This is a genomic window from Streptococcus pseudopneumoniae (assembly GCF_038148955.1).
In the GTDB taxonomy this organism is placed as follows: domain Bacteria; phylum Bacillota; class Bacilli; order Lactobacillales; family Streptococcaceae; genus Streptococcus; species Streptococcus pseudopneumoniae_T.
The window spans coordinates 1-13,908 of record NZ_JBBJZY010000028.1 but is presented as its reverse complement, the minus strand read 5'-3'; the positions used below and the strand labels follow the sequence as shown (position 1 = coordinate 13,908).

Sequence of the window (13,908 nt, the reverse complement as noted above, 5' to 3'; positions counted from 1 at the left end):
AATTTAGAAGTGAATATCATAAAAAGGAGGGTTAGTCATTTCCTCCTTTTGTGTTTTTTATAAGTTGTTTTCTATAGAAATCTTACATCATGCCGCCCATCATGCTTGGATCCATTGCTGGAGCCGGAGCTACTGGTTCTGGTTTATTTGCTACGACTGCTTCCGTAGTCAAAATCAAGCTGGCTACAGACGCTGCATTTTGAAGGGCTGAACGGCTCACTTTAACTGGGTCGATAATCCCTTGATCAATCATGTTGACCCACTCGCCAGTTGCTGCATTGAAACCTGTACCAATCTCGGCATTTTTCAAACGATCGATAACGATAGAGCCTTCAAATCCTGCATTGTGGGCGATCTGACGGACAGGTTCTTCCAAAGCACGGAGAACAATATTACGTCCTGTTGCTTCATCTCCTGTCAATTCCAAATCAGCCACTGCTGGGATAACATTTACAAGAGCTGTTCCACCACCAGCAACGATTCCTTCTTCAACAGCTGCACGAGTAGCGTTGAGGGCATCTTCGATGCGGAGTTTCATTTCTTTCAACTCAGTTTCAGTTGCAGCTCCGACCTTGATGACTGCTACACCACCTGACAATTTCGCCAAGCGTTCTTGCAATTTTTCACGGTCAAATTCAGATGTTGTAGTTTCGATTTGAGACTTGATAACTGCAACACGGTGAGAAATCGCTTCAGAATTTCCAGCACCTTCTACGATAACCGTGCTATCTTTGTCCACAGTTACTCTCGCTGCTTGACCAAGTGCTTCAATTGTAGCATCTTTCAACTCAAGACCAAGGTCTTCTGTGATAACTGTTCCGCCCGTTAAGATGGCAATGTCTTCAAGCATGGCTTTGCGACGGTCACCAAAGCCAGGTGCCTTGACTGCTACCACATTGAAGGTTCCACGAATCTTGTTCAATACAAGGGTTGGAAGAGCTTCACCATCCACATCATCCGCAATAATCAAGAGCGGACGATTGCTTTGGAGAATACTTTCCAATAGTGGCAAAATTTCTTGGATATTTGAAATCTTCTTATCAGTAATCAAGATGTATGGATTTTCAAGATCAGCTACCATTTTTTCGCTATCTGTCACCATGTACTGTGAAAGGTAACCGCGGTCAAACTGCATTCCTTCCACAACTTCAAGTTCTGTTTCCATACCACGTGACTCTTCGATAGTGATGACTCCATCTTTGCCAACTTTTTCCATAGCTTCAGAAATGTACTCACCGACTTTTTCAGAACGAGATGATACGGCAGCAACCTGAGCAATAGCTTCTTTATTGGCAACTGGTATGGCATTATTTTTCAAGGCTTCTACTGCTGCGGCAACTGCTGCTTCAATCCCACGACGAATGCCGATTGGATTTGCGCCTGCTGTGACATTTTTGATTCCTTCGCGGACGATCGCTTGGGTCAAAACAGTTGCAGTTGTAGTCCCGTCACCTGCGATATCGTTGGTTTTTGAAGCTACTTCTGATACCAATTTGGCACCCATATTTTCAAAATGGTCTTCCAACTCGATTTCTTTGGCAATGGTCACACCATCATTGGTGATGAGGGGTGAACCGAATGATTTTTCAAGAACGACATTACGACCTTTTGGTCCCAAGGTTACTTTAACAGTGTCTGCAAGGATATCGACACCACGGACCATAGCTGAACGAGCATCAGATGAAAATTTAATTTCTTTTGACATACTTACTTTCTCCTTCTATTCTTCAATGATAGCCAAAATGTTAGCTTCGCCAACGATGATGTACTTTTCATCGCCATCTTTGACATCAAGACCTGCGTGAGCTTCAACTAAGACACGGTCGCCAGTCTTAACGCTTGGGGCAACCAAATCACCGTTCAAGGTACGAACCCCTTGTCCAGTAGCCACAACTTGAGCTGTTTTGGTTTTTTCTTGGGCTGAGCCTGCAAGGACAAAGCCTCCAACAGTTTGTTCTTTTTCTTCTACTTTTAAGACCACACGGTCCCCTAATGGTTTCAACATCTGATTTCCTCCATAATGAGATAGATACTATTAGCACTCTTTACACCCGAGTGCTAATTCATAGTTCTATTGTATCACTTGGTCAAAAATAGTCAAGAAAAAAGTCTGACTTTCTCAAGATAAAAAGCCTGAGACCAACTCAGACTTTTCAATGCTTAAAATGGCAATTCCTCCTCTTCCAAAACCAAATCTGCCAAATCCTGCCCTGCGTTATTTTCACGCATGGCACGTTGGGCACGACTTTCCAAGAGTTGGAATCCTGTGACAAGAACTTCGGTCACATAGTTCATCTGACCATTTTTCTCGAAGCGACGGGTACGCAATTCTCCATCAACGGAAATGAGACTGCCTTTGGTTGCGTAGCTTGCCAAGGTTTCTGCTAGTCTGCCCCATAGGACAATGTTGACAAAGTCAGCTTCGCGTTCCCCATTCTGGTCTTTGTAACGACGGTTCACAGCAATGGTTGCTCGCGCTACTGACTTGTCATTATTGGTTTTGTGCAATTCTGGTGTAGACGTTAAACGTCCAATCATGATAACTTTATTATACATATTTTCTTCCTCCTACTTATCTATTCGCAGGAAATCAAAAAAAGTTACAGAAATTTGTAACTTTTCGAGAAAATTTTTTATTTTTTATGAACCATGAAACCTGTCGCCTGTTGATTGGCCATAATGGTCATATCTGTAATCTGCACACGGCGAGGTTGACTGGTCACATAGACCACTGTGTCTGCAATATCCTGAGCTTGCAAGGCTTCGATTCCCTGATAGACCGCCTCAGCACGCTCTTTGTCACCATGAAAACGTACTGTAGAGAAATCTGTTTCGACAATCCCTGGCTGAATGGTCGTCACCTTGATGTCCGTTGCGATGGTATCAATTCGCAGTCCATCTGAAAAAGTCTTAACTGCCGCCTTGGTGGCTGAATAGACAGCTGCACCTGCATAGGCATAAATTCCTGCGGTTGACCCCATGTTGATAATATGACCCTGATTGGCTTTTACCATTACTGGCAAGAAAGAGCGAGTAACTGCCATCAAACCTTTGACATTGGTATCCAACATGGTCAGCATATCCAATTCTTCATAGTCTTGATAGGGTGCTAAACCTAAAGCCAAACCGGCGTTATTAACCAAGATGTCAATCTTCCCTATCGTTTCTAGAATATCAGAGCAGACAGTCTTTACCATGGTCATATCTGTCACATCTAGTGGAAAGGTCCAAACTGTTTGATTTGGATAGGTTGCTGCAAACTCTGACTTGAGAACCTCTAATCTGTCTGTCCGTCGTCCTGTTAGAACAACATTCTCCCCCTGCTCCAGATAAGCACGCGCAATCGCTTCACCAATTCCTGATGTCGCTCCTGTAATCACTACATTTTTTGCCATTTTATTTCCTTCTATCTGGTTTATCAGATACTGACAATTTCTTAGGCAGTCCAGTGTTTAGCTGGATCAAATGGAGTTCCAACAACTTGGTCTTCTGATAATTCAATAATACCACGTTTTTGCGGAGCATTTGGCAGATGCAATTCACGAGGGCTGCACATCATGCCAAAACTCTTTTCGCCACGAAGTTCGCCTGGGAAAATGAGATTGCCTTTTGGCATCATAGCTCCAGGAAGAGCCACAATGGTTTTCAAGCCAAGACGCGCATTAGGAGCCCCTGCAACTATTTGCACTGTCTTGTCACTTGCGACTGCAACTTGGCAGATGTTGAGGTGGTCACTATCAGGATGGGCTACCATCTCGACAATCTCACCAACAACAAACTTAGGTTCCTTATCATTGATAATTTCTTCTGTAAAACCTTCCGTTTGCAACTCTTGGTTCAAACGAGCGACTTGCTCATCTGTGAAAAAGACTTGACCGCGCTCTGCAATTTCAAAGAAACTTGAAACTTCGAAAATATTCCAAGCTACTGTTTCCCCATTATCTTTAAGAAAAACACGGGCTACCTTGCCTTTGCGTTCTACATCCAGTTTAGCATCTCCGCTATTTTTAACGATGACCATAAGGACATCACCGACATGTTCTTTGTTATATGTAAAAATCATTGTTTCCTTTTTTCTCCTATTTTAGTCCTGCTAAAAAATCGTTAATTTGTTGCTTGCTTTTACGGTCGCGATTGACAAAACGGCCGATTTCCTTGTCCTTTTCTAGAACAACAAGGCTAGGGATTCCATAAACATCCCAAAGTTTGGCCAAATCCATATACTGGTCTCTATCCACTCGAATAAAGGTAAACTCTGGATTGGTCTCCTCAATTTCTGGTAAGGCAGGATAGATATAACGACAATCGCCACACCAGTCTGCTACAAAAAGAAAGACCTTCTTCCCATCTTTTTCTACTAAAGATGCTAATTCTTCTAAACTTGCTGGTTGTATCATAAGACTTCCTCCTCATAGACCAGGTCTTCATTTTCATAGACAAAGGTATAATGACGGCCATCCTCAAAAATGACGCCACCAACCAAGCTCTCCAGACTGCTTTCATAAACTTGAACATAGAGGGTCGCAATTCCCCCCATGTCTGAAAAATGGTCTCGCACAATCGCTGTCAACTCTTCCTGAGTCTTCATTAGCTTGCGGTCATCTGCAACTTTTTTCGTAGCAAGGGCAAGGCTTCCAATACCAAGCAGAGCCAAGCCTGCCATCCACATTTTTTTAGCTTTCATACCATTCATTTTAACACAAAAAACGCCTCAGGACAAATGAGGAAGCAGCAGAAAAGCAAGTAAAAAGCCTCTTCCTTGCAGGAAAAGGACTTTTTATTCTTATTGCCAGGCACCTGAGTTGTCAACGTAGTAACCATCAGGTGTGTAGGTATTGCGAAGCATCTTACCTGATGAAGCCAGATAATACCACTTACCATTGTCTTTGACCCAATCATTCGCAATCATGGCACCAGAAGAACTTACATAATACCATTCTCCCTTGTCATAAACTCAAGTGCTTGCTTTCATGGCTCCTGAGCAATTAAAGGCCAAAAACTGTCCAATATCATTCATTTTTTTAAAAACATTTGACACTACATCATCCACGCTGTAGGACATAGATACATCAAACGTAAGAGTCAAAATATCGAAAAATATACAACTTTTAAAGGCAACATTTCATTTTTTAAAGTCTAACAACCATAGAACTGAAATCAGAGCAAGGCATCAATTTCCTACTCTTAGTACGCCTATTTTGATGATTGAAGTGAAGATTTTTTTATTTAACGTAGACAATCTCCAACTTCCCAAAAGCCACATCTCCACGGATAATCAAGGTTTTCCTGGTTGGCGCTAAAGGAGTATCTGCCTTGGCTACGCCACAGAAAGTTTCTACCTTTAAATCAACTCCCCAATGTTGAGGAACATAGATAACTGCATTCCCAAAACCGACTTCCACTTTCAGGGTTGCGGTATCTCCTAAAATCTCTGCATTGTCATAATATATCTTGGCATTGCCAAAACCAACTTCTACTTGATCCTCTACCAGTTCTTGCTCTTGCTTGTAGAAAGTTCCACTTCCAAAAGCGACTTCCTTATCTGTAAGAATGGTCTTTTCACCATCATACCACCATTTTTTCCCATTCCAAGTTCTGTTAGAATGAGTGAGTGCGCTGACACCCATTACGATTAAAATACTTGCCCAAACAAGCGAAACAGGAGATAGCTGAATCCAATCATAAAAAAGATTCACTATATTTAATGCTGTTAATGCTAAAAAAGTAGCACTTGTCCAATGGTGTCTAAGGAAAGATTCTATTGCCTTATAAAAGAGAAAAGCAACAAAGATGAAGGGAGAATACTTCGTCTCCAAGGATGGGACACCATAATGTCCCTGTAACAAAATCCATGCCGCCAAAATGAGCAACACAATACCAAATGCTTTCTTTTTCATGTTCTTACCTCATGTTTCTTAGATTTTCTTTTAGGAGGGATTGGTAATGCCGTGAGACATGAACCTCCTTGTGGGTCTGATAAAAGGAAATGGTGCCCGTTCCTGAAAAGGACTTGTCCACCGAATAGACTTGCCGAATATTAGCAATAGTTGACTTGGATACCCGACTAAAATAGCGAGGAAGGATAGCCTCCAACTCATAGAGTTTAAGCCGAACCTCGTAGGCATCTTTCTGGGTATGAGCATAAATCTTGCTATCTTCCGTCTCAAAGAAGAGAATTTCCGACAAGTCCAGATAATATTCACCCGTCCCCTTGTAAAAAATCAACCTAGGAGACTTGGATTCTTGCAAGAGGCGCTGTAAATCCGCAATCTCATCTGTCAAGGCCGCTGCCTTGATGACAATTTCAGTTTCCTCTAAATTTCTGTCAATTTCGATTCGTAACTTCATTCCATCTCCTTTCTGACTCTACTATATCAAAGCCAAAATAAGAAAGCAAGAGCAAAAAAGCAAGTGGTTACTTTAGACCCGTAAGTGGTTGTAAGGCTACCCTAACTTGCAGATCAAAATAGAAAGAAAATCACACCCCACACAAGACCACAAATATAACCAACTACTACATCCTTTGGAAAATGCACTCCACCTGAGACTCTCACGAGACCGAGGATGGCTGACAAGACCAACAAGATAAAGCCTACCAATAGACTAGCATGTAAGCATGCCATGGAGATAATGGTTGCTGAAAAGACATGACGACTGGGCATAGATTGACCAGGACTATCTCTGTCAAGCAAGGGTTTAATATCCCATTCCTCATAAGGCCTAGGGGCATTGATTTTCTTACGAAGAAAGGACAAAATCACAAAACCTGATGCAGGGACAAACACATAAATCAAGACCTGTTTTCCAAGGCCTTCTTGGAGATAAGTAGTGGCTAACAAGGTCAGATAAACTATAGGCATAACTACTGTCATCAACCGATTGAAAGTTCTTAACAAGCTCAGAAGAAAGGGCTTATTTTCAATGTTAGCAGACATGCGGCCATACCATTCTTGATAATTTTTCATATATTTTCTCATCACTTACTCAAATTTTACTTGCAGGGAAGCACTTATCTTCTAGTATAGTGCAGAAAAAGAAGGCCGTCAAGCCTTCTTTGGGTTTATTCTTCTACTTCGTCTTCTGTAAATTGACTGTTATAGAGGTCAGCGTAGAAGCCTCCTTGTACCATCAGCTCATCATGATTGCCTTGCTCGATGATATTTCCATCTTTCATGACAAGAATCAAATCAGCATTTCGGATAGTAGACAAGCGGTGGGCGATGACAAAGGAAGTTCTTCCCTCCATCAATCGGTCCATGGCTTTCTGGATCAATTCCTCTGTACGGGTATCAACCGAAGAGGTCGCCTCATCCAAAATCAAGAGTGGCGCATCTTTCAGCAAAGCACGAGCAATGGTCAAGAGTTGTTTTTGCCCGACAGACAAGGTCACTGTATCATCCAAGACGGTATCGTAACCATCTGGTAAGGTCATGATAAAGTGGTGAATCCCTACAGCCTTGCTGGCTTCAATCACGCGCTCATCACTAATCCCCTTTTGGTTATAGATGAGATTATCTCGGATAGTACCTTCAAAGAGCCAAGTATCCTGCAAGACCATTGAAAAGGCATCGTGTACTTCCGAACGCTTCATCTCTTTGGTATCCACACCATCGATACGGATACTGCCCTTATCAATCTCATAGAACTTCATCAAAAGATTGACAATGGTTGTCTTCCCAGCCCCAGTCGGTCCGACAATGGCAACCTTTTGACCTGCATGAGCAGTCGCAGAAAAGTCATGGATGATGGTTCGCTCTGGTGTGTAACCAAAGGAAACTCGATCAAAGACCACTTGACCTTTCATATCGCTCAATTGTCTTTCTTTATGGGATTCATCTTCCATTTCCTCTTCACCTAAGAATTCGAAGACACGACCCATGGCTGCGCTAGCCTGCTGAAGACTGGTAATCCCTTGAGCAATTTGTGAAAGAGGCTGAGAAAAGATACGAACGTAGGCCATAAAGGCAACGATAATCCCAATACTAATCTGCCCATTCAAGGCCAAGACTGCACCAACGATAATCACTAGGGCATAGCTAAAGTTCCCAATGAACATCATAATAGGCATCATAATCCCTGAAATAAATTGAGATTTCCAGATACTATCATACAGACGATGGTTTAAGGTCGCAAATTCTTCTTTGGTACTCTCGATAGCATTGTAACTGGTCACCACATTATGACCAGAGTACATTTCCTCCACATAGCCATTGACAGCCGCCAAATCCTGTTGCTGACTCTTAAAGAAACCCTGTGATTTGCCCATAAAAACGGACACGAAAGCAAAACCGATTAGAGTTGAAACAACCGTCACCAAGGCTAAAATCCAGTTCATCCCAAACATGGTCACCAAGACTGCTACGACCAATAAAGTGGATGAAAGAACTGTCCCCAGACTTTGATTGAGGGACTGGGCTGCAGTGTCAACGTCATTGGTCACACGAGACAAGGTATCTCCTTGAGAATGGCCATCAAAATATCCCAATGGAAGGCGATTAATTTTCTCTGCAATCGCTCTTCTCAAACGCTCTGAAAAACGTTGAATGGCTGTTGTAAACAGAAAGGCCTGCAAATAATTTGATAGAAGCCCGATTACATAGATGACAGCCAAAAAACTACCAATGGCTGCAACCGCCGCGACATCCACACTTGTTTCCAGACCACTGGCAATGATATTGGTCATTTCCTTGATACGAGTTGGCCCATAAACAGTAATGATATTGGATAGGATTGTTGCTAAAAAGGCAATCAGAAGGGCAAACTGGAGACCTGCAAGATAGGGTTTACTCTGTTTCCAGAGAGACATTTTTTTATTTTCCATGTTCCAATTCCTCCTTCGATAGTTGTGAATAGGCAATTTCTTGGTAAACTTCATTATTAGCTAGAAGTTCCTTGTGGGTGCCTTGTCCCACGACTTTACCTTGATCCAAGACCAAAATCAAATCTGCATCCATAATCGTTGAAATACGCTGTGCGACGATGAGTTTGGTCATAGATTTTGTTTTCTCTGCTAGCTCTTGGCGTAAGACACGGTCTGTCTTGTAGTCCAAGGCTGAGAAGGAGTCATCAAAGATGAGGATTTCTGGTTTCCGAGCCAAGGCACGCGCAATGGCCAGACGCTGTCTTTGTCCACCTGAGAAGTTGGTTCCTCCTTGGGCTACTTCTGACTCTAAGCCCGCTTCCTTGTCTTCGATAAAGTTCTTAGACTGGGCCAATTCTAAGGCTTGCCACATAGTCTCCTCACTAAGTGGTGTTTCTTGACTCTGTCCAAAGTCTAGATTGCCCTTGACATCACCTGAAAAGAGAACCGCTTTCTGAGGAATATATCCGACCTTATTACGCAAATCTTCCAAACCGTAATCTTGGACATTAACTCCGTCCACTAGAATTTCTCCTGCTGATACGTCATAGAAACGTGGAATCAGATTGACCAGAGTTGATTTACCAGAACCTGTTGACCCTATAAAGGCCACTGTTTGACCAGCTTCTGCTTTAAAGCTAACATTCTCGATAACTGCCTCCGAATTTGCCGCATAGCGGAAAGTCACATCCTTAAACTCGACCTGACCTTTGAGGTTTTCATCAGCCAACTGCACTTGAGCAGGATTTTGGATAGAAGAATGCAAATCTAAAACCTGGTTGATCCGCTTGGCAGAGACCATAGTTCGGGGAAGAACGATGAAGAGCGCTCCCATGAGAAGGAATCCCATGACAACCTGCATGGCATAAGACATGAAAACAACCATGTCACTAAAGAGAGGCAGACGTGCTGTCGGAGCAGCATCGTTGATTACATAGGCCCCAATCCAATAAATCGCCACGCTCAAACCACTTGAAATCCCCATCATGATGGGATTCAAAATAGCCATGAGACGGTTGACAAACAAATTCAAACGGGTCAATTCATCATTTGCTGCTGCAAATTTTTCATCTTGGTACTTTTCAGCATTGTAGGCACGAACTACGCGAATACCTGTTAGACTCTCACGAGTGATGCTGTTCAGCTTATCAGTCAGACTTTGAATCAAGGACTGTTTTGGAAAGGCTAGCGTCATCAAAACTGTTGTCATCAAAACATTGACAATCACTGCCACAAGTACAGCCCAGAGCCAGTATTCTGAATGACCTAAAATCTTCCCGATAGCCCAGATAGCCATAATCGGACCACGCGTAACCACTTGCAAGCCCATGGTGATCAGCATCTGAACTTGAGTAATATCATTAGTGGTACGAGTTAGGAGGCTAGGAATAGAGAATTTCTTAATCTCTGTCTGCGAGTAATCCAAAACTCGGTTAAAAATATCACTTCTCAGCCTACTAGTATAGGAAGCGGCCACTCTGGATGCAAAAAATCCAACTGCAACTGCGGACAAGAATGCAAAAAAGGACATTCCGACCATCATACCTGCTGGTTGCCATAACTCATCCAAGTTGGTTCCTTGACTTCCTAGCAAATCCGTAATTTTCGAGATATAGGTTGGAACTTCCAACTCTAGATAGACCGAAAAGCATGTAAAGAGAATGGCTAGTAAAATCATCCCCCATTCTTTTCCACTAATTCGTTTGGCTAATTTCTTCATTCTCTCCTCCTATTCTCTTGATATTTTCCTGTAGTTGATTGAGGACTTTCTCAAAAATCAGTAATTCATCTTCATCAATGTCTGCCATCAACTGGTTGTCAATGCGTTCAAAGAAGGCTTTAACCTGCTTCATTTGAGAACGTGATTTGTCCGTCAAACGAACAAACTTGGCCCGCTTATCGCTAGAACTCGCCTCCAATTCCACCAAACCATTTTGTACCATACGCTTGACCAAGTTACTCGCAACAGACTTGGTAATATTGAGTTCCTGCTCGATATCTTTAATCAAGACTAAGTCTTGATTTTCCTCACGGCTATCCAAAAAACGTACAACCTGTCCTTGAGGTCCACCCATAAATTCAATGCCACAACGCTTAGCTTCCTTTTGCACCATCAGATGAATCTGATGACCAAAACGCTTAAAGACCAACATCGGTTTATCCATACTAATTCCTTTCAAATCATTGTTTTTAGTTCTCCTAGGAACTAAATAGGTTTCCATGAGAACTATTTTACCACTTTGAAAAAAGATGTCAAGAAAAAGTTTCCTAGAGAACTATTTTCTTGATTGAAAAAATCCCAAGTGAATTTTTCACTTAGGATTATGTTTTCTAGGTTATACTCTTCGAAAATCAAATTCAAACCACGTCAGCTTCGCCTTGCCGTACTCAAGTACTGTCTGTGGCTAGCTTCCTAGTTTGCTTTTTGATTTTCATTGAGTATTAAATTAGAATCCATCTACGTTTGTGTAGATTTTTTGGACGTCTTCATCGTCTTCAAGAACGCTGTAAAGTTTTTCAAAGGTTTCAAGATCATCACCTGACAATTCCACTTCTGACTGAGGAATCATTTCCAATTCAGTCACTTGGAATTCTTCGACACCTGACTCACGAAGGGCAACGATAGCCTTATGAAGGTCAGTTGGAGCTGTGTAAACAGTAATTGTTCCTTCTTCTGCTTCTACATCGTCCACATCCACATCTGCTTCTAGCAATTGCTCAAAGACCGCGTCCGCATCTTCACCAGCAAATACAATAACACCCTTGTTGTCAAAGAGGTAAGAAACTGAACCTGAAGCACCCATGTTTCCACCGTTTTTACCAAAGGCAGCACGAACATTAGCCGCTGTACGGTTGACGTTTGAAGTCAAAGTATCAACGATCAGCATAGAACCGTTTGGCCCAAAACCTTCGTAACGTCCTTCTGTAAAGGTTTCGTCTGTGTTTCCTTTTGCTTTATCAATCGCTTTATCGATAACGTGTTTTGGCACTTGGGCTTGTTTAGCACGGTCGATAACGAATTTCAAAGCAGTGTTTGATTCTGGGTCTGGATCACCTTTTTTAGCTGCTACATAGATTTCTACACCAAATTTTGCATATACTTTAGAGTTAGCTCCATCTTTAGCCGTTTTCTTGGCTACGATATTGGCCCATTTACGTCCCATTAGGAATCTCCTTTTTCACATTTTAATCCTTCTTATTATAACACAAGTTTTTTCGATTTTCACTAGAGGAAACGGATTTTATTCAGCAAATCGAGCTAGGATGACACTTTTGTTACCAAGATGGCCTTACCTTTCTATCTTTATCAACAGACACTTATCAACAGACACTCATCCACATTCAAAAAACAAACTAGACCATTATCTGCAAATAGAAAGTTTCAGCCAAGTTTGACAAAGTCCGCTCAAATTACTGTTTAGAGGTTGCAGATAGGGCTGACCTGGTTTGAAGAGATTTTCGAAGAGTGTAATTTACGTGTTCCCAAGACGGAAATGTATGCTCTTTTTGATTTTATAGTTGATTGAAAATAGAATAGTACACCTCAACTTCTAAATCCTTGTCATAAATTTGATTTGAATTCCCTGATTACTTTGTCCATATTCTATTTCAATCCACTATACACGATACTGAAGTTAGACTAGTACAACGGCACTTCTAAAACAAGCAAAAGGTAGCTAATTCCCTGTATAGCAAGGAATTAGCTACCCTTTTTTACTTTTTTACACATCCTGTTTGATAGACTCATTTTAACATCACGAGCATACTCCAATGGAAATCGCTAGGCAAGAGATAAACTTTCAGATATTCGCAGAGAGATCATCGCCTCTTTTTGTCGCAAGCATTCTTCTCTCCTAGTCATTTTCTACCTTATCCTCTACCTGAGGATAAAGAGTCGTTCCCCAAATAGAAATCGTCCGCTTACGCACTAGTGGCAAATCGGTTTTTTCATAAACCGTACGCCACCATTCCCAGGCAAGTCCGGTACACTCCCTAATTTTGACAGAGAGATTGCGAACATTCCCTTTTAAAGGAATACTTGTGGTAAAATGAGCCGTCAAATCCTGCCCATTTCTGTTCCAAGCCTTAGGAGTCAAAACTTCCTTACCTTGATAATCATAGGATAATTCATCCCAAGCAATGTAATATTGGGCAACATAGGCACCACTATGATCCAAGAGTAAATCTCCGTTTCTGTAGGCTGTCACCTTAGTTTCAACATAGTCTGTACTGTTTTGAAAGGTCGCAACTACATTGTCCCGTAAAAAAGAAGTTGTATAGGAAATCGGCAAGCCTGGATGATCGGCTGTAAAGCGACTGCCTTCTTGAATCAAGTCCTCTACCATATCCACCTTGCCTGTTACAACTCGGGCACCCGAACTCGGATCCCCTCCTAAAATAACTGCCTTCACTTCTGTATTGTCCAAAATCTGCTTCCACTCTGTCTGAGGAGCTACCTTGACTCCTTTTATCAAAGCTTCAAAAGCAGCCTCTACTTCATCACTCTTACTCGTGGTCTCCAACTTGAGATAGACCTGACGCCCATAAGCAACACTCGAAATATAGACCAAAGGACGCTCTGCAGAAATTCCTCTCTGCCTCAAATCCTCTACCGTTACAGTATCTTGAAACACATCTCCTGGATTTTTAACAGCATCTACGCTGACTGTATAATAAATCTGCTTAAAATTAACAATCTGAATCTGCTTTTCGCCCGAATGGACAGAGTTAAAATCAATATCAAGAGAATTCCCTGTCTTTTCAAAGTCAGAACCAAACTTGACCTTGAGTTGTTCCATGCTGTGAGCCGTAATTTTTTCATACTGCATTCTAGCTGGGACATTATTAACCTGACCATAGTCTTGATGCCACTTGGCCAACAAATCGTTTACCGCTCCGCGAACACTTGAATTGCTAGGGTCTTTTACTTGGAGAAAGCTATCACTACTTGCCAAACCAGGCAAATCAATACTATAAGTCATCGGAGCACGATCGACCGCAAGAAGAGTGGGATTATTCTCTAACAAGGTCTCATCCACTACGAGAAG

The 13,908-nt window shown here is 42.0% G+C and carries 15 protein-coding genes and 1 pseudogene; all 16 read right to left on the bottom strand.

Features of this window, described 5'->3' with window-relative positions; genetic code table 11:
- Positions 1–82 precede the first annotated feature (82 nt).
- Complete coding sequence (gene groL, locus WKI23_RS08750) at positions 83–1,705, bottom strand: chaperonin GroEL (RefSeq protein ID WP_368079652.1); 1,623 nt, start codon at positions 1,703–1,705, stop codon at positions 83–85.
- Positions 1,706–1,720: 15 nt separating this feature from the next.
- Positions 1,721–2,005: a co-chaperone GroES gene (gene groES, locus WKI23_RS08745; protein ID WP_000917339.1), complete on the bottom strand. Its 285-nt coding sequence runs from the start codon at positions 2,003–2,005 to the stop codon at positions 1,721–1,723.
- A 155-nt stretch (positions 2,006–2,160) separates the two neighbouring features.
- Positions 2,161–2,556 carry a single-stranded DNA-binding protein gene (locus WKI23_RS08740; protein WP_368079651.1) on the bottom strand — a complete coding sequence of 132 codons (396 nt, stop codon included), beginning with the start codon at positions 2,554–2,556 and terminating at the stop codon, positions 2,161–2,163.
- A 77-nt stretch (positions 2,557–2,633) separates the two neighbouring features.
- The gene (locus tag WKI23_RS08735; protein ID WP_368079650.1) at positions 2,634–3,395 is read right to left on the bottom strand and encodes an SDR family NAD(P)-dependent oxidoreductase; all 762 of its coding nucleotides are present in this window, start codon (positions 3,393–3,395) and stop codon (positions 2,634–2,636) included.
- Between the two features lie 41 nt (positions 3,396–3,436).
- Positions 3,437–4,063: a YtpR family tRNA-binding protein gene (gene ytpR / locus WKI23_RS08730; protein ID WP_368079649.1), complete on the bottom strand. Its 627-nt coding sequence runs from the start codon at positions 4,061–4,063 to the stop codon at positions 3,437–3,439.
- Positions 4,064–4,079: 16 nt separating this feature from the next.
- Positions 4,080–4,397, bottom strand: coding sequence for a thioredoxin family protein (locus tag WKI23_RS08725; protein ID WP_000615777.1), 318 nt, complete (start codon positions 4,395–4,397; stop codon positions 4,080–4,082).
- Positions 4,394–4,693 carry a DUF4651 domain-containing protein gene (locus WKI23_RS08720; RefSeq protein ID WP_042900387.1) on the bottom strand — a complete coding sequence of 100 codons (300 nt, stop codon included), beginning with the start codon at positions 4,691–4,693 and terminating at the stop codon, positions 4,394–4,396. The genes WKI23_RS08725 and WKI23_RS08720 overlap by 4 nt, the downstream gene beginning before the upstream one ends.
- 90 nt (positions 4,694–4,783) lie before the next feature.
- A pseudogene (locus WKI23_RS08715) lies at positions 4,784–4,984 on the bottom strand (N-acetylmuramoyl-L-alanine amidase family protein); the annotation flags it as partial.
- Positions 4,985–5,222: 238 nt separating this feature from the next.
- Positions 5,223–5,897 (bottom strand): hypothetical protein, encoded by a 675-nt coding sequence (locus WKI23_RS08710; protein ID WP_368079648.1) that lies wholly within the window; start codon positions 5,895–5,897, stop codon positions 5,223–5,225.
- A 4-nt stretch (positions 5,898–5,901) separates the two neighbouring features.
- Entirely contained in the window at positions 5,902–6,348 is a 447-nt protein-coding gene (locus tag WKI23_RS08705) for a LytTR family DNA-binding domain-containing protein (RefSeq protein ID WP_368079647.1), read from the bottom strand.
- A 113-nt stretch (positions 6,349–6,461) separates the two neighbouring features.
- Positions 6,462–6,965: a phosphatase PAP2 family protein gene (locus WKI23_RS08700; RefSeq protein ID WP_368079646.1), complete on the bottom strand. Its 504-nt coding sequence runs from the start codon at positions 6,963–6,965 to the stop codon at positions 6,462–6,464.
- Between the two features lie 95 nt (positions 6,966–7,060).
- The gene (locus WKI23_RS08695) at positions 7,061–8,821 is read right to left on the bottom strand and encodes an ABC transporter ATP-binding protein (RefSeq protein WP_368079645.1); all 1,761 of its coding nucleotides are present in this window, start codon (positions 8,819–8,821) and stop codon (positions 7,061–7,063) included.
- A complete protein-coding gene (locus WKI23_RS08690; RefSeq protein WP_368079644.1) occupies positions 8,811–10,580 on the bottom strand; it encodes an ABC transporter ATP-binding protein in 1,770 nt (589 codons plus the stop codon). Before WKI23_RS08690 ends, WKI23_RS08695 begins: the two co-directional genes overlap by 11 nt.
- On the bottom strand, positions 10,555–11,025 hold the full coding sequence (locus WKI23_RS08685) for a MarR family winged helix-turn-helix transcriptional regulator (protein WP_368079653.1): 471 nt from the start codon (positions 11,023–11,025) through the stop codon (positions 10,555–10,557). Before WKI23_RS08685 ends, WKI23_RS08690 begins: the two co-directional genes overlap by 26 nt.
- 282 nt (positions 11,026–11,307) lie before the next feature.
- Positions 11,308–12,024: a YebC/PmpR family DNA-binding transcriptional regulator gene (locus WKI23_RS08680; RefSeq protein WP_049524687.1), complete on the bottom strand. Its 717-nt coding sequence runs from the start codon at positions 12,022–12,024 to the stop codon at positions 11,308–11,310.
- Between the two features lie 690 nt (positions 12,025–12,714).
- On the bottom strand, positions 12,715–13,908 hold a 1,194-nt coding region (gene ply, locus WKI23_RS08675; RefSeq protein ID WP_368079643.1), incomplete at its 5' end, for a cholesterol-dependent cytolysin pneumolysin.